21 protein-coding genes are annotated in these 21,077 nt (G+C 62.2%); 7 read left to right on the top strand and 14 right to left on the bottom strand.

Features of this window, described 5'->3' with window-relative positions:
• Positions 1-30 precede the first annotated feature (30 nt).
• The 7 genes from G442_RS0106620 to purB form a co-directional block, all read right to left on the bottom strand.
• Positions 31-261 (bottom strand): BolA/IbaG family iron-sulfur metabolism protein, encoded by a 231-nt coding sequence (locus tag G442_RS0106620; RefSeq protein ID WP_026397359.1) that lies wholly within the window; start codon positions 259-261, stop codon positions 31-33.
• A 59-nt stretch (positions 262-320) separates the two neighbouring features.
• Positions 321-2,531: a phosphoribosylformylglycinamidine synthase subunit PurL gene (purL, locus tag G442_RS0106615; protein ID WP_026397358.1), complete on the bottom strand. Its 2,211-nt coding sequence runs from the start codon at positions 2,529-2,531 to the stop codon at positions 321-323.
• Positions 2,528-3,229: a phosphoribosylformylglycinamidine synthase subunit PurQ gene (gene purQ, locus G442_RS0106610; RefSeq protein ID WP_026397357.1), complete on the bottom strand. Its 702-nt coding sequence runs from the start codon at positions 3,227-3,229 to the stop codon at positions 2,528-2,530. The genes purL and purQ overlap by 4 nt, the downstream gene beginning before the upstream one ends.
• Complete coding sequence (locus G442_RS0106605; protein ID WP_026397356.1) at positions 3,226-3,612, bottom strand: Rap1a/Tai family immunity protein; 387 nt, start codon at positions 3,610-3,612, stop codon at positions 3,226-3,228. The genes purQ and G442_RS0106605 overlap by 4 nt, the downstream gene beginning before the upstream one ends.
• Positions 3,609-3,851, bottom strand: coding sequence for a phosphoribosylformylglycinamidine synthase subunit PurS (gene purS / locus G442_RS0106600; RefSeq protein ID WP_026397355.1), 243 nt, complete (start codon positions 3,849-3,851; stop codon positions 3,609-3,611). The genes G442_RS0106605 and purS overlap by 4 nt, the downstream gene beginning before the upstream one ends.
• 61 nt (positions 3,852-3,912) lie before the next feature.
• Entirely contained in the window at positions 3,913-4,677 is a 765-nt protein-coding gene (gene purC, locus G442_RS0106595) for a phosphoribosylaminoimidazolesuccinocarboxamide synthase (protein ID WP_026397354.1), read from the bottom strand.
• Positions 4,678-4,855: 178 nt separating this feature from the next.
• Positions 4,856-6,205 carry an adenylosuccinate lyase gene (gene purB, locus G442_RS0106590; RefSeq protein ID WP_026397353.1) on the bottom strand — a complete coding sequence of 450 codons (1,350 nt, stop codon included), beginning with the start codon at positions 6,203-6,205 and terminating at the stop codon, positions 4,856-4,858.
• A 211-nt stretch (positions 6,206-6,416) separates the two neighbouring features.
• On the opposite strand from purB, the gene G442_RS24960 reads away from it, so the two are divergent.
• Positions 6,417-6,611: a hypothetical protein gene (locus G442_RS24960; protein ID WP_146882299.1), complete on the top strand. Its 195-nt coding sequence runs from the start codon at positions 6,417-6,419 to the stop codon at positions 6,609-6,611.
• 18 nt (positions 6,612-6,629) lie between these two features.
• Here the strand turns inward: G442_RS24960 and G442_RS21165 are convergent, their stop codons facing one another.
• The 7 genes from G442_RS21165 to G442_RS21140 all read right to left on the bottom strand — a co-directional run bounded on the left by G442_RS21165 (position 6,630) and on the right by G442_RS21140 (position 15,939).
• Entirely contained in the window at positions 6,630-7,268 is a 639-nt protein-coding gene (locus tag G442_RS21165; protein ID WP_051292025.1) for a polysaccharide biosynthesis/export family protein, read from the bottom strand.
• Positions 7,269-7,339: 71 nt separating this feature from the next.
• Positions 7,340-8,617 carry an outer membrane beta-barrel protein gene (locus G442_RS0106580; protein ID WP_084440415.1) on the bottom strand — a complete coding sequence of 426 codons (1,278 nt, stop codon included), beginning with the start codon at positions 8,615-8,617 and terminating at the stop codon, positions 7,340-7,342.
• A 59-nt stretch (positions 8,618-8,676) separates the two neighbouring features.
• On the bottom strand, positions 8,677-9,834 hold the full coding sequence (locus tag G442_RS21160; RefSeq protein WP_051292024.1) for a glycosyltransferase family 4 protein: 1,158 nt from the start codon (positions 9,832-9,834) through the stop codon (positions 8,677-8,679).
• 15 nt (positions 9,835-9,849) lie between these two features.
• The gene (locus tag G442_RS21155) at positions 9,850-12,015 is read right to left on the bottom strand and encodes a GumC family protein (RefSeq protein ID WP_051292023.1); all 2,166 of its coding nucleotides are present in this window, start codon (positions 12,013-12,015) and stop codon (positions 9,850-9,852) included.
• Positions 12,016-12,066: 51 nt separating this feature from the next.
• The gene (locus G442_RS21150; RefSeq protein WP_084440403.1) at positions 12,067-12,903 is read right to left on the bottom strand and encodes a WecB/TagA/CpsF family glycosyltransferase; all 837 of its coding nucleotides are present in this window, start codon (positions 12,901-12,903) and stop codon (positions 12,067-12,069) included.
• Positions 12,893-14,401: an exopolysaccharide biosynthesis polyprenyl glycosylphosphotransferase gene (locus tag G442_RS21145; RefSeq protein WP_051292022.1), complete on the bottom strand. Its 1,509-nt coding sequence runs from the start codon at positions 14,399-14,401 to the stop codon at positions 12,893-12,895. The genes G442_RS21150 and G442_RS21145 overlap by 11 nt, the downstream gene beginning before the upstream one ends.
• A gap of 794 nt (positions 14,402-15,195) precedes the next feature.
• Entirely contained in the window at positions 15,196-15,939 is a 744-nt protein-coding gene (locus G442_RS21140) for a VC0807 family protein (protein WP_146882297.1), read from the bottom strand.
• Positions 15,940-16,148: 209 nt separating this feature from the next.
• Between G442_RS21140 and nth the strand changes: the two genes are divergently transcribed.
• The 6 genes from nth to G442_RS0106515 all read left to right on the top strand — a co-directional run bounded on the left by nth (position 16,149) and on the right by G442_RS0106515 (position 21,032).
• On the top strand, positions 16,149-16,898 hold the full coding sequence (nth, locus tag G442_RS0106545) for an endonuclease III (protein ID WP_084440402.1): 750 nt from the start codon (positions 16,149-16,151) through the stop codon (positions 16,896-16,898).
• 286 nt (positions 16,899-17,184) lie between these two features.
• On the top strand, positions 17,185-18,117 hold the full coding sequence (locus G442_RS0106540) for a tetratricopeptide repeat protein (protein ID WP_371863403.1): 933 nt from the start codon (positions 17,185-17,187) through the stop codon (positions 18,115-18,117).
• A gap of 68 nt (positions 18,118-18,185) precedes the next feature.
• Positions 18,186-18,845 (top strand): LON peptidase substrate-binding domain-containing protein, encoded by a 660-nt coding sequence (locus tag G442_RS0106535; protein WP_084440401.1) that lies wholly within the window; start codon positions 18,186-18,188, stop codon positions 18,843-18,845.
• A 49-nt stretch (positions 18,846-18,894) separates the two neighbouring features.
• Entirely contained in the window at positions 18,895-19,116 is a 222-nt protein-coding gene (locus tag G442_RS21130; protein WP_035376250.1) for a Trm112 family protein, read from the top strand.
• 37 nt (positions 19,117-19,153) lie between these two features.
• A complete protein-coding gene (locus tag G442_RS21125; protein ID WP_246789350.1) occupies positions 19,154-19,519 on the top strand; it encodes a hypothetical protein in 366 nt (121 codons plus the stop codon).
• 256 nt (positions 19,520-19,775) lie between these two features.
• Positions 19,776-21,032, top strand: coding sequence for an exo-beta-N-acetylmuramidase NamZ family protein (locus G442_RS0106515; protein WP_026397348.1), 1,257 nt, complete (start codon positions 19,776-19,778; stop codon positions 21,030-21,032).
• Positions 21,033-21,077: the final 45 nt, after the last annotated feature.

Here is a 21,077-nt window from a genome sequence, read left to right as displayed (position 1 = left end):
GCGTGCAGGGCAGAAAAGCAAGGCAGAACGTCAGGGAGCGGCGGTCTGCAGCGCAAGCGCGTGCAGCGTGCCGCCCATGTGGCCTTCGAGCGAATTGTAAACGAGCTTATGCTGCTTTACGCGCGAAAGCCCACGAAATGCTTCACTGATAACCGTGCAGGCGTAGTGGTCGCCGTCACCCGCCAGATCTTCGATCCTCACGACGGCGTCGGGGATCGCCTTGCGGATATAGGCTTCAATCTCGGACGCCTGCATGGCCATCGGGGTAGTCTCCGTGAACGTTCTGCGGGCCGCCAGGAAGGGGACGACGGCCCGAGCCGTCACGCTTCCATCAGACCGGGGAAAAATGCCTCGTTCGCTGAACGCAGGCGCGCAATGGATATTGTAGCGCCATTGGGCAAAGTCAAACCGTCTCCGCCGATTGTCGCGATCACACGCGCGGAAACGCTCTGCGCTTTCGCCCGCGCGATCAGTGCGTCGGCGTCGCCTTCAATGGCGACCAGATAGCGGGCCTGATCTTCGCCGAACCAGAACGCCTCCGGACGTATGCCCGATTCCGCCGATTGCAGGACGCATCCGACCCCGCCCGCCATCGCCATCTCTGCGACTGCAATCAGAAGCCCGCCATCCGAAAGATCGTGGCACGCGGCGACCTGGCCCGCAGCGATACGTTCGCGCACGAAGTCGCCGTTGCGTTTTTCACGCGCAAGGTCGACGCCGGGAGCATCGCCTGTTTCGCGACCAAGCACCTCACGCAGCCAGAGCGACTGTCCAAGATGACCACCCGTTTCGCCAACCAGAACGAGAACGCCGGACGCGGGAAGCGCAAGCCCAACGGTCTTCCGCACATCCGTAAGAACGCCGAGCGCGCCAATGGCCGGGGTCGGCAGGATCGCCTGCGTCGAACCGTCAGGATTGCGAGTTTCGTTGTAGAGAGACACGTTGCCGCTGACGACCGGGAAGTCGAGCACCCGGCACGCTTCGCCCATGCCCTCGATCGCGGCGACGAACTGCGCCATGATTTCAGGTTTTTCCGGGTTGCCGAAGTTGAGGTTGTCCGTCACCGCCAGAGGCTTCGCGCCCGTCGCGGTGATGTTGCGCCATGCCTCGGCGACCGCCTGAGCCCCACCCGAGCGAGGATTGGCGCGACAGTAGCGCGGCGTGCAGTCGGTAGTCAGGGCGAGGCCGATCTCGCTGCCCTCAATCTTCACGACCGCAGCGTCCGCTCCGCCGGGACGGCGAACGGTCTGTCCGCCGACCGCGCTGTCGTACTGGTTCCAGATCCACGCACGCGACGCCAGATCGGGGCACCCGATCAGACGCAACAGCGACTGCTCCAAGCCGATCGGGTCATGAATCGGGCCAAGCTCTTCCGGCGCCGCCAGCGGCGCGACCGGGCGATCATAGATCGGCGCCTGATCGGCCAGCGGATCCAGCGGAATATCCGCCTCCACCGCGCCGCGATGCCGAACGACGATGCGACCCGTATCGGTCAGATGACCGACGACGGCGAAATCAAGCTCCCATTTCTCGAACACGGCACGGGCCAGTTCAGTCCGCTCTGGCTTGATCACCATGAGCATACGCTCCTGGCTCTCGGAGAGCATCATCTCATAGGCCGTCATGCCCGGTTCGCGCTGGGGAACCGCGTCCAGATCAAGGTCGATTCCGACCCCGCCTTTCCCGGCCATCTCGACCGAGGACGAGGTCAGGCCAGCGGCGCCCATGTCCTGAATCGCCACGATTGCATCGGTGGCCATCAATTCAAGACAGGCTTCGATCAGCAACTTCTCGACGAACGGATCGCCGACTTGCACGGTCGGGCGCTTCGCAAGCGCGTTCTCGTCGAATTCGGCCGAGGACATGGTCGCGCCGTGAATGCCGTCGCGGCCCGTCTTCGACCCGACATAAACGACCGGATTGCCAACACCGGCTGCAGCGGACAGGAAGATTCGGTCCTGACGCGCAACGCCGACGGTCATCGCATTGACCAGCGGATTGCCGTCATAAGCGGGATGGAAATTCACCTCCCCGCCAACAGTCGGCACGCCAACACAGTTGCCGTAACCGCCGATGCCACGCACGACGCCATCGACGATCTGCCGCGTGCGCGGGTTCTCGGGCGAGCCGAAGCGCAGGGCGTTCAGGTTGGCGACAGGGCGAGCGCCCATGGTGAACACGTCGCGCAGGATGCCGCCGACGCCTGTCGCAGCACCCTGATAAGGCTCAATGAAGGACGGGTGATTGTGGCTCTCCATCTTGAAGATGGCGGCCAGCCCCTCGCCGATATCGACCACGCCCGCGTTTTCGCCCGGCCCGTGGATCACCCACGGCGCCGTCGTCGGCAGCGTGCGCAGCCATTTGCGGGAGGATTTGTAGGAGCAGTGCTCCGACCACATCACCGAGAACACGCCAAGTTCCGTCAGGGATGGCGTGCGGCCCATGATCGTCAGGACGCGACCGTATTCTTCGTCCGACAACCCGAATTCGCGCGCGAGAGCCGCGTCCACTGTCTTCTGTGCGGCAGTCACCGGACCAGAGCCTCCACCAAGCCATCGAATAACGGTTTGCCGTCGACGCCGCCCATCAGCGGATCGACCAGATCTTCGGGGTGCGGCATCATGCCGCAAATGCGGTTGTTGGCGCTGATCACGCCCGCGATGGCGTTAACGCTGCCATTCAGATTGGACGCGCGGTCGCTGGCGTCAACGACGCCACCCGCCGAGGCGTAACGGAACGCCACGCGCCCCTCGCCTTCCAGTTCCGCAAGCGTTTCAGCATCGCACGCGTAGTTGCCGTCGCCATGCGCCAGCGGCGCACGGAACACGTCACCCTTTTTCCAGTGACGGGTGAACGGCGTTTCACTGGTTTCCACGCGCAAATAGCAATCCTGCGACAGAAAACGCATGCCGCCGTTACGCAGCAGCGCGCCAGGCAAAAGACCGGCTTCCGTCAAAATCTGAAAGCCGTTGCAGACGCCAAGGATATGACCGCCACGTTCGGCGAACGCCTTCACTTCCCGCATGATCGGGGAATGCGCGGCCATCGCGCCGCAACGCAGATAATCGCCATAGCTGAAGCCGCCTGGCAACACGATCAGATCGAGGTCAGGCAGCGCCGTGTCGCGGTGCCACAGCATTTCCGGCTTGCGCCCGGTTACGCCGTGGAGCGCGATCGCCATGTCGCGCTCCCGGTTGGTGCCCGGGAAGACGACGATCCCTGTTTTCATTTCGCGCCGCCACAGGGATAGGAATCATGCAGCGCCATGAACACGCCCTCGCCCACCGGTTTGGAAAGCGCGTCCTGATGCCCCTTCAGCCAGGCGACGACTTTGCCGCGCATGGCGACGCCGGTCTCGGCCTGCGGAATGCAGAAGCCCGCAGGCGCGTTGGCGTCGCCTTCGTTGCGGTCATTGACCTTGGCGAGCGCGCCCGCGTCAGCCATGCCGGTGATGTACGCGTCGCAGATCTGCCCACCGGCGGGCTTCGAACAGATGCGTCCGAAATTGCCCGCCGTCATGGGGGAGACACGTTGCGCATCGGCGGCCGACGCCAGCAGGGAAGTCGCTGCGACGGCGCAGAAAGCCGTTGCAAGAGTCCGGACACGGTTCATTGTACGATCTCCGTTCTGAAATCTTCGATGACCTGATTGGCCAGAAGCCCCTTCGCCATCTCAATGGCGCGCTCCTGCGCACGCGCGGCGTCGGCCTCGTCGAGATCCAGCTCGATCACCTTGCCCACGCGAACCTCACGAACTTCGGGAAAGTCGAGAACATGCAGTGCGTGCCCGATGGCCTTGCCCTGCGGATCCAGCACGCCTTCCTTCAGCGAAACCGTCACCCGTACTTTCATATCACCCTCTTTTCCGAACTTTTCCCGACGTCAGACCAAGCCCCAACCTTTTGGCCCGGCCTTATTGCATGGCCTCCGGGCCTTTAAGGTCGCCATTGCCAGCCTCGGGCAAAATGCCCAGACGACGTGCGACCTCCTGATACGCCTCCTCGACGCGCCCCATGTCGCGCCGAAAACGGTCCTTGTCGAGCTTCTCACTCGTCTTGGCGTCCCACAGGCGGCAGTTATCGGGCGATATCTCATCAGCGAGGACGATGCGCATCTCCTCGCCTTCCCACAGGCGACCGAACTCCAGCTTGAAGTCCACCAGCGTAATGCCCACTCCGGCGAACAGACCGCACAGGAAATCATTCACGCGCAGCGCGATGGCGACCATGTCGTCCATATCGTGCGTCGACGCCCAGCCAAACGCCGTGATGTGCTCTTCGGCCACGATCGGGTCGTTGAGGGAGTCGTTCTTGTAATAGTACTCGACAATCGAGCGCGGAAGCCGCGTGCCTTCAGGGATTCCAAGGCGCTTGGCGATGCTTCCGGCCGCAACATTACGGATCACGACCTCAAGCGGAATGATCTCAACCTCGCGAATCAACTGCTCGCGCATGTTGATGCGGCGGATGAAATGCGTCGGGATGCCGATCTCCTGCAGGCGCAGCATCACATGCTCACTGATGCGGTTGTTCAGCACGCCCTTGCCGGTGATGATCCCTTTTTTGGCGCCGTTGCCGGCCGTCGCGTCATCCTTGAAATACTGCACGAGTGTGCCGGGCTCCGGTCCCTCGAACAGGATCTTGGCTTTTCCCTCGTAAAGCTGGCGGCGGCGGGCCATCGTCATCCTTGCTGGCTGCGCACGGGCCTGCTTCAAGGCGCAGAATCCGTGCTGTTGTCGCCCCTGCTTGGGGGCCCCGTTGGGGCAGCCTCTTAGCAGCCTTCCGCGTCGGATGATACAGCCCATGCACGGCGCAGCGGGAGAAAGCTCACCACGCGCCCTCCCCCACAACCGCCGTTCAGGCCGCCGGGCCGGGTTCCCCGAACACGAGACGGAAACGCGCATCCACCGCCTTCAGGTGCGCGCGGCTGTCCATCGCCGCGTCGAGCACTTCCGGCGCCACCTTGCCCACGATGTCCGGATCGTCGCCCAGATTTTCGCGGAAACTGCGGCCGTCCGGCTTGCCGAGCTTCGTCCAGGTCGCCATCGCGCAGCGTTGGACGATCCTGTACGCGTCCTCGCGCAGCACGCCAGCCCGGGCGAGCGCGAGAAGCACCTCGCCCGAGTGCACGACGCCCCCGAGGCTTTCCAGATTCGCCGCCATTTGCTCGGGATAAACAACCAGCTTGTCCATCATCCCCGCGAGGCGCGCGAGCGCGAAATCGAGTCCGATCGTACCGTCCGGGCAGATATTGCGTTCGACGGCGGAGTGGCTGATGTCACGCTCATGCCACAGCGCGACGTTCTCGAGCGCCGGAACGACATGCGAGCGGATGAGGCGAGCGAGACCCGTCAGATTCTCTGACAACACAGGGTTACGCTTGTGGGGCATCGCGGAGGACCCCTTCTGCCCCGGATGGAAGAATTCCTCAGCTTCACGCACTTCCGAACGCTGGAGATGACGCACTTCGGTCGCCAGACGCTCGATGCCGCTGGCAATGACCGCGAGCGCGCAGAAATAGGCCGCATGGCGGTCACGCGGGATGACCTGCGTGGACACAGGTTCAATCTTCAGCCCGAGCTTGTCGGCGACGAATTCCTCGATCTTCGGGTCGAGATGCGCAAACGTGCCCACAGCGCCGGAGATGGCGCAGGTCGCAATTTCAGCGCGCGCCGTCAGCAGGCGCTCCCGGTTGCGAACGAACTCCGCGTAATGTCCTGCCATCTTCAGGCCGAACGAGGTCGGCTCGGCGTGGATGGCGTGGCTGCGACCGATGGTCAGCGTGTATTTATGGGCGAACGCCTGTTTTTTCAGCGCGGCGAGAACCGAGTCCAGCCCTTCAAGCAGGATGTCCGTCGCCTGCGTCAATTGCACCGCGAGGCAGGTGTCCAGCACGTCGGAAGACGTCATCCCCAGATGTACAAAGCGGCTGTCCGGTCCGATCTTCTCGGCGAGCCAGGTCAGGAACGCGATGACGTCGTGCCGGGTCTCCGCCTCGATCGCGTCGATCCGGTCCAGGTCGACACTGGAGAATGCGGCCATCGCCGCGTCCCCACGCTCGCGGATCGTACGGGCGGACTCCTTCGGAATCTCGCCCAGCTCCGCCATCGCCTCGCAAGCCAGCGCCTCGATCTCGAACCAGATCCGATAGCGGTTTTCGGGGGCCCAAATGGCCGACATCGCGGGTCTCGAATAACGCGGCACCATGAAACGGGTCTCCCTTAAACCTCAGACGGATCGCGGCCCGGGCCGGGGCCGCAGCGTGCTCCTAAAGCATTTTTTCGCGTGACGGAATTGAAGAGCCGTTCAGGCGCGCTGTTTCCATAGCGCCCCGAAACCACATGGACGGAAAATTAATGATTTTTATCCATCAAACTGGTCTATCACTGAATTAAAGCGACGCCCCTTGGACTTCAAAATGCCGTATCAGCAGAACCAAGCAAGTTGGTCCGCCTTCAAGGCGGCGGAAGAGGCGCTCGCCCGACGACCGACCCAACTGGTCGAACACGCAAGACGGAAACGTGGGCAGGAGCGAACACTTTTCCGGGGATTGGCTATAGGCGTGCTTATCTGCACGCCGTTCTGGGCCTTTCTGGTTTGGCTTGTCTTCTGACGGGCGTCCGCCAACCGCTCAGAAATACCGCTCGTACACGGTCACCACATCTCCGGGCGCCAGCAGGCTCGCCGGTTTGACGCTGCCCGTGACCGGCCGCCCGCCCTGCATGCCTTCCGTTCGCACTGCGCCCGCCATATCGGTGACCGCCCGGTAAGAGTACCCTCCGGCGAGCGCGACAGCCGACTGCATGGTCATGCCAGGGCTGTAGGGATACTGACCCGGTTTCGCCACCTCTCCGAGAACGAAGATCGGTCGGTACTGCGCAATTTCCACGGACACGCTGGGATGATTGAGGACGCCGCGCTGTCCCAGCACGCCGGACAGATCGGCGGCAAGCTGGTCGGGCGTCTTTCCTGCCGCTTTCACCGGCCCGACCAACGGAAACCCGATCGTCCCCGCGTCGCTAACCGTGAACGAATTGCTTAATTGCGGATCGTTATACGTCAGGATGCGTAGCGTATCTCCTGCCCCCAGAAGATACGACGCGGGCGGCGGCGGCAACGGCTGGAGATTGCCCGGCGCCGAACAGGCGGCGGCGCCCAGCACGCTGAGCAAAATCAGCGCCCTTGCGGCAAAACGACCATCGCCTCTGCGGCGGCTGGAGCCGACCGGCGTTACACGCTTCGACGTCGGGAAAGCGAAAGTGATGGTCATGCGACGAACGATGCCCTTCTCAACTGGGTGACGAGTGACGCGCCGCGCCGTCCGCTCTCCACTCCGCACCGTCATCGCGCGAAGCTCAAGGACAGAATGACCGCGTTCGCGGCGTATGTGGAGCGGCTGACGCCATAGCTGGTCGTCTGCGCCACTCCGTAATGGGAATAGCTGTTCATGTGGCTGTAGTTCAGCGACGCCGTGAAGTCGCGATTGATCTTCCAGTTGACGCCGACGCCAAAGGTGAATTGGGTCTGGCGTCGATCCGGGCCGTCGACGTCGCTGGAACGCGACACGGTTTTCGCGGCGCTTGCGAACCCGCGCAGGTAAAGATCATGGTGAAGTTCGCGGTCGAACTGCAACCTGATGCTGGACGCCGTCTGGTTGCGCGAGAACGGGGACGTCGGATCGAAAATGCCCCGCCACCCCGTCAGGGTGATGGTGTTGCGGCGCCCAGGCGTCCAGATGACGTCAACCTCGGCGGTCGGCGTCACGATCGCTCTGGTCGAAGCGTTGGTGAAGTGACGCGTCTCTCCCCCGACGAGCGCGCGATATTGCAGGACGGCGTCGGAACGCAGATCGACGCCGACGAACCCGCCGCCATCGATGTAGTTCGATGACGTCCCGCCCCCTTTGACGAATTGCGCTTCCGACGCTCGCAAAATCGCCACGACGGCGTCGCCCTGGGATATTGCGAACCGCGACTGAAGCATCTGCGATTCCGTCTGGTGGCTGACGGAGTGGAAATCTCGCGAATCATAGGCGACGGGACCGGTGGCGCTCCCGAACGAATAATCGTCCCATGCGGCGCCAGGAATCAGCGAGAACCGACCCCATGTTTTCGTATATCCGATGCGGAGGTCGTCCACGGCATAGGGCACCGGATAAGCGACGCCGAAATTACCCAGATCCGTCGCAGAAAGATGTTGCGCGCTATGAGAATATCCTAGCGAAACCCTGTCCCGACCGATATCCAGCGCGCCACCGGCGCCGACGTTCCAGTTGGTGTAGCCCGCCTGCGACAATGAAGGATAAGCCTTGTTCGCGACGCCGACCGATACGCCCGCAGCGTTGCGCCGCCAGTCGGAATTCACCCGCAGGCTTGCGGAAGTATCAAGCTGCGCACTGCCAGTTCCCGGCGTGGCTAGAACGTTTGCGTTGTAGCCGACGGACTGGCTGACCTTCGGTCGAATGATGAAATCATGGACCGGGATGCCGGGCTGGGAGTTCTCGATCATCTGTCGCATCACCACCGATCCTGTCGTATCTGGGCCGTATCCGGGAAGATCAGATGGGAAATAACGTTCGATCAACTGCGCTTTCGCTTCGGACGATGCCGCGACAGTCATGACGATCCCTCCGAACGCCGCAAGAACACGCACACAGGTCCACGTGCTTGCCCCCAACTTTAGGACCGCCCTTGCACGCTCGCGCCTCGAAGGGACGCATGCCCGGACGGCCTCAAAATATCTTGATATACGTTGGCGTAACGTTGCGCGACGCTTCGCCAGTCGTAAGGTTCCGCCCCTTGCATCGCCAGTCGTCGCACTACCGAAGCTGCGGCCTCGTCCTCAACATGCGCCGCTTCAATCCGTATGGCCGCCTCGTCCAGATCGGCCGGATCAACCAGCACACCCACACCAGTCTGGGCGACAAGGCGGCGAAACGGAGGGATCGGACTCAGAAGCGGCGTCAGGCCAGCAGACATCGCCTCCACAGCAGCCAGACCAAATCCTTCATGTTCGGAAAGACTTGCAAAATAACTAGCTTCTCCGATTGTCTCCCGCAGCGTCTCGTCGTCGGGATCAACCACAAATCGCACGGACGAGGCGACCTGCGCATCCTGCGCCATACGACGCAAATCTTCCGTGGAGACGTCAGCCGGACGTCCGGCGATGACCATAGACCAATCCGGATTCTTTCTCTTCAACGCGACAAGAAGAGGAAACAGTAGATCAGGCCGTTTATGGCTGGCGAAGCGACCGAAAGAGACGATGGTTCGACGCGGAGACGGGGATGAGGCGTCGAAAAATTTCTGCTGATTGACGCCGTTTTCGATCGTCATCAGCCTTGTTCCCGCAATACGACGGAAAATGTCGGCGTCGTTTTCACTGCACGCAATCACTGCATCGTAAGCACGTATGCTCATTCGCGTGAGTGTAGAGAACCACAGTTTTTTTAACCGGGAGAACGCGCCGGTATGAAAGAAACCGCCATGCGTCGAAACGATCATCGGTTTGCGGTGCAACCACGTCGTCGCAGCAAAATAATCGAAAAAGAAATCGATCGCATGGACATGAATCAGATCGGCGTCGCCAAGCGCCTGCAAAGCCGACGGCGCAAGCGGATAGCGCGTAGAACCGCGCCACGGAACGCGGCGCACGGGCACGCCGTCCACCTCATCCTCATCTGCGAGAACGCCCGGCCTGTTAAAAACACGGTTGAGCGTCACGACCCGAGTGTCGAGCCCCAGTTCGCGACGTTGCAGAGCCGCGAGCTGACGAACGGAATCCTCTAGGCCGCCGACCGAAGGACTGAACTGCCTGACGACATGAACGATTTTCACGAATTATCCTGGTTTCTATCTGAAATGCTGAAGCAGGCCGACGGAGGCGCGCGGCGCCTGCCCGTCAGGAGACACTCCGGCGGCGCGACCTTCAGCGGCGTTCAAAACCAGCCCGCTTACGCGCACGCCGTAATGACGCAGCCGCTCGATGCACAGGGCGGCGTCGCGGCGGGATGTATCGTTCCAGCGGCAGACGAACAACGCCTGATCAGCGATGGACGCCAGCACGAGGCCGTCCGGGTTCACCATGAGCGACGGCGCGTCGATCACGATCATGCGGTAGCGTGACGACAGCCCCCGCAGCACGGCGCGAAGCTTGTCGACGCCCGACGGGTCGAACGCGCTGAGATCCCCGCCCCACAGCACGTCGACGCCGGTTGTGGCGTCACGCTCTATCGCTTCGTCAGCCGTCGCGCGCCCGGAAGCGACGTCCCATAGCCCATGACCAACGGTGCTGCGGCCAGCCGCGTCGCCGATCACCAGCACATCCTGCCCACCAGCCTGCACCGTCGCCGCGAGCCAAGACACCAGCGTGCTTTTGCCGTCCCCTGACGTTGGCGACGTCACAGCGACGATCCTGTCGTCGGCGTCACCGCTTGCGCGCATGAGGGACAGTTGGGTCAACAGGCCGCGCGCCGCATCGCCGATCGGCGAATAACTCTGGCCGACCGAAAGCTTGCCGCTGGCCCTCGCAAGGCCACGCGTCTTCGGCAACACAGCCAGAAGGCGCAGCCCCCCGAAGCGACGCAATTCTTCGATATCCGTGAAGCCGGACGACAGCATGGCCCGTAGCGCAACGGCGGCGCTCGCCGAAATAAGGCCCAGAACGATGACGCCAAGTTCGAGCTTTTTACGATTGGGGAATGTCGGCGCGGCCGGGACCGCCGCGTGTGAAACAAACGCGACCGGCGGCCGCAGCAAAGCCGCACGGTCGGCGAATTCCTTGGCGCGATCGAGGAAAGCTTCGTAAACGCTCTTCGCGCTGTCAGCGTCCTGACGCAGCGTGCGATATTCCGCCTGCGCCGCCCCCTGCCCGGTGTAGCTGCCACGCAGCGCGTCGAGCGAGCGGGTAAGCTGCGCGACCTCCGCGCGGGACGCCACCAGTTCCGCGTTAACCGATCCCAGAGCCTGCCGCGTTTCCGCGGCGAGACTGGCCTTCGCAGCGGCGACCTGTCCCGTCAATCCGACGACGTCCGGGTGGTTCGGCCCGAACGATCCGATCTTCTGCGCTCTTGCGGCTTCCGCCTGCATCAGCGCGTTTGCCGAAGCCACGAGCAGCGGCTGATCGCCAAGGGCGATGATGGAACGCGGGTCGCCGTTCGCTTTCACCTCGTTCAGCACTTCCATGCGCGCCTGAGCGGCGGCGTATCGCGCCTGCGCCTGATTGAGGCTGGCCGCCATGGTCGCGATTTCGTGCCCGACGAGCGGAGAATCGCCGTCGAGGTTGGTCAGGCCGTGCTGGGCGTTGAAGTCGCTCGCCGCTTTCTCCGCCTCCACCCAGCGCCGCCGCAGCGCCGAGGTCCGCTCATCCAGCCACTCCGCGTCTCGCGCCAGATCCCCGCGCTGTTGCGTCAGCGACACCTGCTGATAGCTGCTGATAAACGCGTTGGCGATCGACGCCGCAGCATCCGCCGTGTCGGCTTTGGCGCTCAGGGCGATGACGCGGGAATGCGGCTGCGGCTCCACCGTGATCGTCGTCAGGAGCCCGTCGATACGTGCGTCGTGTTCAAGCTGCCCCTGCTGTTCCGAAGGGGCAGGCGCGGGGCAGGCAAACTTCAGGCCGTGTGAACACAGCGCGGCGCGCAGGCCGCCCTTATGCCCACCTTCTGACGGCGGAATCTGCTTGAGGACGAGTTCGGCGACGTCGCGTGACTGAATCAGTTCCGCCTGCGTCGCAAGCTCATCGTCCTCAAGCGTCTTTCCGCCCTGCGCGGTCTGGCTGAACGGGTCATCGACAGGCGCTGTCACGACGACCGTGGCCGTGGAAACGAATGATCGCTTCAGAGAAAAGACAACCCCGGTACCGCCCAAAAACGCAACGGCGAAGACACTGGCGAACAACGCGCGATGGCGCGACATGACCCCGACATAGCGCCACATGACCGCATACCCGTCCACCGGTTGACGATGATACGCCGCGCCATTGTCGAAGGGATGGTCCAGTTCTCGTTCAAAGCCCATGGCGACGGTTCCTTTCCTGCGTGAGGTCGGTTCGAGTTTCGTCGTCAGAGATCACAAAGCCTCCGCAGCCCGGGCCGATCGGCGCCCGAACAGTTTCCAGCGCAGCACGTAAAGGCCGAAAACAGGCAACCCGAGCAGATAGCGACGCCACAAACGTCTCGGTTCGCGCACGAGGCGCACCAGCCACTCCAGCCCCATATCAGCGACCCAACGTGGAGGACGGGAGACCCGGCCAGCCGCGTGATCGACCAGCGCTCCGGCTGTAATGGCGACCATGGGCGGCAGTCGGCTCCAGTTATCAAAAAGCCAGCGTTCCTGACGCGGCATGCCCATATTCAATAGCAGGACGGAAGGCCGAGCCTGCTGAATCTCCTGCAGCACTTTTTCCGAGTCCGGGGAACCGGGCGTCGCGTCAAAGAAACCTCCATGCGCGCCCGCCGTCCTGCAACCATATCGCGCGCTGTATATCTGCGCGGCGGACTCGGCCGCCTCCTGCGTTCCGCCGAGCCAAAACACTGACGCATCGTCACCCAAACGCTCGAGCGACGGGCCAACCCATTCTGGCGGCGTGGTGCGTGGCGGCCTGCGTCCCGTCAGGAACAGCGAAGCAAGCTGAACGCCCGCGCCGTCGCAAAATCTGATTTCCGAATCCTGGAACATCCGACGCAGCCATGGGCGACGCTGCGCGAGGGTGACGCAATGGGCGTTGGCGTTGATCACGCGCAAGGCGCGACCCGCGCGCACGGCCCCCACCACGCGATCGACGATCTCCTCACGCGTGATCATCTGGAGCCCCAAACCCATGACGTCGATAGCCGGGGGCGGCGCAACGTCATCCGGAGGTGAGGTAAACGCCGGGTCCGCGGCGGTCGCCAGATTAGAACGCATGGCGGCTGAAAATCTCCCGAACGACCGTAAGGAAGATAATCTTCACATCGAAAAACAGCGACCAGCGGCGGATGTAGTCAAGGTCGTATTTTACGCGCCGTTCAAGATCACCGACTGTCACAAGCTCTCCGCGCGCGCCGTTGACCTGCGCCCACCCGGTTATGCCCGGCTTCACGTGATAACGAAGGACGTAGTCCGCAAGCGCATCGTCCAGAAGATGACCGCCCGCACGCGTCTGCGGAGCGTGCGGACGAGGACCGACAAGAGACATGTCCCCCGCCAGAACGTTGAACAGTTGCGGCAATTCGTCGAGGCTGAGTTTACGCAGCCACTTGCCGACGCGCGTGACCCGGGGATCGTTCCGGCTGGTCTGCCGCGCCGCTCCCAAATCGGACATTTCCGTTCGCATTGAGCGAAACTTGAACACCATGAAACGCTTTTCGTTGCACCCGCGTCTGGGCTGACGAAAGAAAACCGGCCCAGGGGAATCCAATTTCACGATCAGGGCTATGGCAAGCAGCAGCGGGGAAAGCAGTATCGCCGCGACAAGCGCAAATACGAAATCAAACGCCATTTTTTGAAAGTTCTGCATATCGGACAACGGACGCCGCTGCAGGATGAACAGCGGATGCGGCCCCAGATATTCGACAGGCAGGGCCGAGTCCACGCCGCTAACGAGGTTCGGCACGATGTATATATCAGAAAGAACTTTACGAAGCTTGTAACTGACGTCACGCACGCCGCCCTTCGCGGAACCGTTGTCGGGCATGGCGAGAATAATCGCATGCGCTCCCTCTACACGGCACTTTTCAACAAGATCGTCCAGATCTCCGTCCAACCCGGCAGATCCCGATACATTGTTGAAAATCCCCATAAGGCCATAGGCGCCGTTTGCGCCAGCACCATCAGCCGAAATGCGACCGGCCAGCGCAAACGCCATCGAGCCGCCGCCGACAATGGCGATTTTCCTCTGAAGCTTAACCGTGACGAATGAACTCGCCAGCGCCAGCGCGATCGCCGCACGGCCGACCAGCAGCGCTATGGCAGCGGCGGCGCCCCACAATGCGGCAAGGCGAAACGCCTCCAGGATCGGACGCTGCAACGCAATCAACATCCCCGCGTTTACAACGCAGGCCATAAGAAACCCGGGGACCAGATACCGAAATTGCGTATTGAATTTTTTAATTTTCGGATATGCGAGCAACGGGCGTTTTTTTGGAAGCAGCACGAAAGCTAGCGCCGCGACAAAATCCGCTGCGGTCGCGGGCATCAAACCGCCCGCGAGCGGGATATCCAGCACAAAGTGGGACGCCAAGAACGAGGCCAGAAAAACCGCGCCCGCGTCGACAGAAAATACGATCGAAGCCAGAACTGTATGCAGATACGGGTAAGGTTCCCGCAGGAGCTGCCGCCCCGGCGATACGATCGACAGCGTTCGACGCGTATCGCTCACAGGAAAATCAATATCGACGTCCGCAAAAACAAGCTGCTCTTTCATGGCGACGCTCCCTTACATGACGCCAAAAGAAATCGCGTCAAAATTGCGCCTTCCGACAGGATATTTCGCCAATGGCATAAAAAATGCGTCCACACGCACCATCTTTCGACAGGAGCAACACGCGCTCCAACCGGGCTCAACATCTTCCCGCTTTCAAACAGAGCGTGAAAGAGATCACATTTTACAATGAACACAAAGCGAAAAGTGCTCATTTTTTAACGATATTTTAATAGAAATAACCATAAAAATACTCAAAGTGCGTATTTATGATACTAATATTTATTTTTATAATTTTCTAATTTATTGGAAAAATAATCTGAGCGACGAGCACTAAGGCGATCGATAAATCACTAACAGTCCAATTTTCGCCGTCAAAAAAACAAAAATCAAAACAGACCCCCCCCTTACGCAGACACGCCATCACCATTTCGTCTTCAAACACTCTGCGGAGCCAATGCCACGGATAACGAAAAGGCGCAGGCATCGCCGTTACACGAACGCTTCAGGGAGCATGACCGGCGTCGCATCGCCGCTTTTTTGAGTCTCGCTTATCAACCCGCAAATAATCGCCAAGAACCTTTTCGATGATCTGTTGCTCGACACATCGTCTATCAGGGCGACTCAGCGCCGACCTCACTTACGCACGGCGCTTCGGCCCACCGCCGCTCGCTCGCTTTTCAGGCAGCGTTCAATTTAACCGCCTCTGACACGAAATATTCATACAAAAAATTACGCTGCCGACCTTCTCTTAAGAAGCATGAAAAGAATTTTTGTAAAATTTCGTTTCGAATTACCTACGATCCAATTGCGGCGTCATGTACAGTTGCAGAAGTGACGCCCTCGCCCCTAAACCGGGCGCTCCGCTCGACGCGACGCCGATACCAGAACGTCCACGCCCCCAACGCTCCCATCGTGCCGTAGCCCAGAAAATGGTGCACTATGAGGTACGCCTGAATGCTCAACACAAACGTAAGAACACACGCGACGCTCGCGGAAACCAGCAGACCACATCCCCATACCAACGTCATGATGGTCATCACGCGCCGGAAACCTGCATTATGGCGCAGCGCCTCGAACCTCTCCAGAGAATCGTCCGCCTGCCGCACCATCGTGGCGCGAGCCAGATAATAGACTAGAGGCTTTCCTGCTGCGACCGACCCCAGAAACATCACCCCGATCAACGCCGAAACCAGATTTTCCCGCAATTGAAGGAAGCGCGCCCCCCCGCCGCCCATCATTGCGAGCAAAGACAGCGCTATACCCGCGAGAACGAGCATTGAAATCGCGTCTACAATGCGCCGGATTGCGAATTCGGCGAGTGACCAGAGAATGGGCGGAGCTGCGGATGCAAGCAGCGCCGTAACATCGCCGTAAACCGGGGCTGCCCGGTTATAGATCAGGAGAGGCAGCGCGAAGTTCACAGCCAGATCGGCGACCACATGAAAGCCACGGCCCCGAAATCGCGCCATGGGTCGGCTGTCCGAACGTTTATCCTGCACTTCCGCGCGCATGCCCTCACCCGCTCCCTTCCGCCGCATCGCTGAATTCCGGGGCCATTGTTACATGATGAGGGCAACGCACACGATATCTTTCGACGTCGAATCAAACTGACCGGGCGGAAACCCTCACATCGCTCACACGCCAGCACACCTTTCCACCGCAAGGACCGACAGAGCCGTCCGATCTTATAGTCACCAGGTGAAGGCGTCTTTTGACGGCGGAGCCGGAACGGTGAAACATCCGTCCCATGCCGACCGCCAGAACGAAGCCCGCAACCAGAACCTCCACGTCGAAGCCCGCCGATCCGGAGCCAAAAGGCGCCGCCTTCGCGCCGAGGGACATGACAAAGAAGGAAGTCACGGCTTTTCTCACCGACCTGTCCCGCGCATGGCCGGACGCCGAAACCGAACTGAAATTCTCATCGCCTTTTCAGCTTCTTGTCGCCACGGCGCTTGCGGCGCAGGCTACCGACGCCTCGGTCAACCGGGTCACGCCCGCGTTGTTCGCAAAAGCCCCCGGACCTGCGGAGATGGCGTTGTTGACCCCGGACGAGGTTGGCGAGTTCATCCGCACGATCGGCCTGTGGCGGAACAAGGCCCGCAATGTCGTCGCCCTCTCGCAGATGCTGGTGGAGCGTTACGACGGCGAAGTTCCGACCGACCGCGACGCCCTGGAGACCCTGCCCGGCGTCGGACGCAAGACTGCGGCGGTTGTGCTGAACGTCGCGTTCGGAGAACCGGCGGTGCCCGTGGACACGCATGCGTTTCGCCTCGCAAACCGCACGGGACTGGCGCGCGGAAAGAATGTTCTGGACGTCGAGCGGGCGCTGGAACGGCGCGTTCCGCTCCCCATGCTGCGGGATTCCCACCACTGGCTGATCCTGCAGGGGCGTTACGTCTGCAAGGCGCGGCGCCCGGAATGCTGGCGATGCGTCGCCACGGCCCACTGCCTCTATCCCGATAAGGAATTGATTGCGCCGAAGCGCGCGAAGGCGTGAGCCGCGCGCCCTTATTCTGCGTGCGGATATTGCGCGAGCCTGCGCCGTCGCCAATGTTATAAACCGAACGATGTCGAGCTTCGCGCGGCTGTGACTGGGCCTGTATCGATCTGCGGTAGCGCGGGTTTGTATTTCGCCGTCGCTGCGCTAGACGGAAGCTTGATCAAGGATGTCCGGGCCAAAAGCCCGAACGCGGCGTGGCATAGCTGAGGCAGGATTCGAGACGATGGACTACATAATCGGCCAGAACCGCCCGAACGCGACCGGGACGACGCAGGGCTCCGGAATGCTTCAGGAGGACGGGATTCCCGTTTCCGGATCAACCGCGCCAGCCGTCATGGACGGCACGGAAGCCAATTTCATGGAGCTGGTGATCGACGCCAGCCGCTCGGTTCCTGTGCTGGTCGATTTCTGGGCCGACTGGTGCGGCCCCTGCAAACAGCTTACGCCGGTCATCGAAAAAGTCGTCAACGCGGCTGGCGGACGCGTGCGGCTGGTCAAGATCGACATCGAAGCCAACCGTTCGCTCGTCGCTCAGTTGAGCCAGCTTGGCCTGCCCCTGCAATCGATCCCGATGGTGGCTGCGTTCTGGAAGGGGCAGATTCTCGACCTCTTTCAGGGCGCCTTGCCGGAAAGCCAGGTGAAGAAATTCATTGAGGGCGTGCTGAAAGCCGCCGGCGGCGCGACCTTGCCTGCGGCTGATTTGCTGGTCGAGGCGCGCGCCGCCCTTGACGCCGAGCAGCCCGAACAGGCGGCGCAGCTCTATTCCGCGGTCCTTGAGATGGAGCCGGAAAATCCGGCCGCCTGGGGCGGGCTAATCCGCGCCATGCTCGCACTGGATGACGAAGAAGCCGCCGGGGCGGCGTTGAACGACGTCCCCGCAGCGATCGCCTCCCACGCCGACATCGAAGGCGCGCGCGCCGCTCTGGAACTCAAGAGAGAAGGCCGACGCGTAGCAGGAGAGGCGCAGGCGCTCCGCGCCCGCATCGAAGCCGACCCCAAGGATTTCGAGGCGCGGGTCGGGCTCGCCAACGCGTTGAACGCCGCTGGCCAGAAACAGGAAGCCGCCGACGAACTCCTGGCGATCCTCCGCGCGGACCGGGACTGGAACGACGGCGCTGCAAAGCAGCTTCTGTTCAAGTTCTTTGAATCCTGGGGGCACGACGACCCGGCCACGCTGCTCGCGCGTCGGCGTCTCTCCTCCCTGCTGTTTTCCTGAAAGGACCGGGTTTGGACGACTCGGTCTTCAGCGAAGAGATACCGCGCCTCATACCCCGCATCCCGGACATGACACTTGCCGATCTCCCTGCGGAGATCGGCCTTTTTCCGCTTTTCGGGGCTCTGCTGCTGCCACGCGGCAAGCTGCCGCTTAACGTTTTCGAGCCTCGTTACGTGGCGCTGGTCGAGGACGCGCTGGCGGATCGTCGTCTGATCGGGATCATCCAGCCGTTCAACGATTTCGACGCTGATGAAGACGGGCGCGCGCCGTTGCTTTTCGACGTCGGCTGCCTCGGTCGGATCACATCCTTCTCCGAACGCGCCGATGGGACCTATGCCGTCACGTTGACCGGCGTGTCGCGCTTCCGGTTCCTTCGCGAAAGCGGCGTGCGCCGGGGATACCGGCGGGCGCGGATCGATACGTCGGCCTACTCCGGCGACCTGAGCGACATGCCGTCGGCCCCGTTCGACCGGGAGCATCTCCTCTCTTCGCTGCGGACATATTTCCAGGCGCGCGGCCTGAGCGTGAGCTGGGAGGCGATCGACCAGATGGGCGACGACGCCCTTCTGGTCACGTTGCCCATGATCTGCCCGTTCCCTTCCGCCGAGAAACAGGCGCTGCTTGAAGCGGAGACGCTGACCGAGCGCGCTCAGGTGCTGCAATCCCTGCTCGATCTTTCCGGACCGTATCCGGGCGACGGAGCGCCGCGTAATATCTCCCCATCCTAGACGGCCGTCAGAGACGCCGCCGTCCAGCATCGCCACACGGAGTCATCCAATGTCTGCCCCGACGCCATCATCCCCGGACACAACCCCGCACGACGCAGCGCCGCTGGACCCGCGACTTTTGTCGATTCTGGTGTGTCCCGTTACGAAAGGGCCGCTCACATACGACCGCGCCGCAGGCGAACTGATCAGCGCGCAGGCGCGCCTCGCCTATCCTGTGCGGGACGGCATCCCGATCATGCTGCCTGAAGAGGCGCGCGCGCTGGCCGACTGACAGTTCGCATTATGGCGTCGACCCAAGAGAGCGGCCCGTGCTGACGGGACGGCGCCCCCTTCTGCTCGCCATGGCGGGCCTGCTCGCGACCGGCTGCCGTCCCACCGCTCAGGACCCCGGCGCAGGCGAGGACATCGACGTGCCTCCGGAGCGTCCCGGCCGCAACTTCCCAGAAGCGGCTGAAGCCGAAGAACGGCGAGAGCGCGAAGCAGATTACAGCGACGCCTCGGCGCCCCGCACCCGTGGCGGTCGCTACGAGCCCGCGCCGTATGCAGGAACGTCTCTCCCCAAACCCGGCACGTCGAACGTGACCCCGGATACCGAAGTCACTTACGGGCGCCCTGACACCGGGCCTCACCACCCTCGCGGCGGCGCGGCAGGCGGAGGCGGGGGAGACGAGTAACCCGCGCCTCCGCCCCAGCGCCTATGGTGATGATGACGATAATGGCCGCCATAACATGCGCTCAGGATAAGGAGCGGGAGCAGAAGAAGGGGCTTTCGGATCAATGAGCGCAAGTACGGCCTCGGATTCTGATAGACGACGCTCTGCCGACAGGCAGCTGGCGCCCGGACGCGAAAGCGACAGGCCCCGATCGAACGCAATGTGGTCGTTCGCGACCGGGTTTTCCACCCCGGCGCATGAACCTTGCAGAACGAGCTTGTCGCGTCGCACCCTTCTTGGCGCCGGAGCGGCGGCTCTTGTCCCCCGATCCGGACATACCGCATCCCGATGCGAAAGAGGACGCGAGCGGGTGCGCACCGGCTTTGAAGTGGCGATGGCGCAGGGATTCGCGTCGCTAGGTGGCATGCGATTAGGCATAATCGCCAATCAGACAAGTATCGGTCCCGACTTTCGGCACATCTCGGAGATTCTCCACGAACAACCCGACGTCGATCTGCGCGCGCTGTTCAGCCCCGAGCATGGGCTGCATGGCTCAGCCCCTCCCGGCGCGACGGAGAAAGGGGGCCGGGACAAGCGGACCGGCTTACCCGTCATGCCGCTTTACGGACTGTCAGGCCCCGCGTTGGAGCAGGTTTTCGTCCAAGCGGACGTCGAGGCGGTGGTCTTCGACATTCAGGACGTTGGCGCAAGATTTTACACCTATATCTGGACGCTGTTCGACGCGATGGCGGCGTGCGCGCGGCTTGACCTGCGGGTAATCGTGCTTGATCGACCGAACCCGCTGGGTGGAGAGGCCGTACGCGGTCCGGTCCTTTCGCCACAGTATGCGTCCTTTCTCGGCAGGGCGCCTGTCGCGCTGCAACACGGCATGACAGTTTGCGAACTGGCGCGCTTCTTCAACTCAGAGATCCTGCCGCACACAAATTACCCGGGACGGCCCGCGCGTCTGGACGTCGTCAGCATGCAAGGCTGGCGGCGCTGGATGACGTACGGCGAAACCGGGCTGGCGTGGGTGCCCCCGAGCCCGAACATGCCGACGTCGATGACGGCAACTGTCTATCCCGGCGTATGCCTGTTGGAAGGAACGACCCTGTCCCTTGGGCGCGGCACCACGACGCCATTCGAACTCGCAGGCGCGCCGGATCTCGATTCATCGGCATTCGTCCAACGGCTCAACGATTTCTCGCTGCCTGGCGTCGGATTTCGGGAGACGAGCTTTACGCCCTCTTCTTCCATTTTCTCGGGCCGCGAGGTGCAGGGGGCGCAGATGCTGGTGACTGATTCCGGGCGTTTCAATCCGGTAGCCCTCGGCGTCGCGTTGCTGCTCGCGGCGAAGGCCGTCTGGCCCGGTTTTGCGTGGCGCGAGGAAGGACGCGCGATAGACAGGCTGGCGGGAACGGACACCCTGCGGCAATCCGTGGACGCCGGAACGCCGCCAGCCGCGACCCTGCGTCAATGGAGCGCCGAAACGACGGCGTTCGCCCACGTCCGCCGCCCTTATCTGTTGTATTGACGCGACCGATCATTGCGCATGTGACTGGCGCAAGCGGCCAGTCGC

Source organism: Acetobacter nitrogenifigens DSM 23921 = NBRC 105050 (assembly GCF_000429165.1).
GTDB classification, from domain to species: domain Bacteria; phylum Pseudomonadota; class Alphaproteobacteria; order Acetobacterales; family Acetobacteraceae; genus Acetobacter; species Acetobacter nitrogenifigens.
This window is presented reverse-complemented; position numbering and strand designations above follow the sequence as displayed.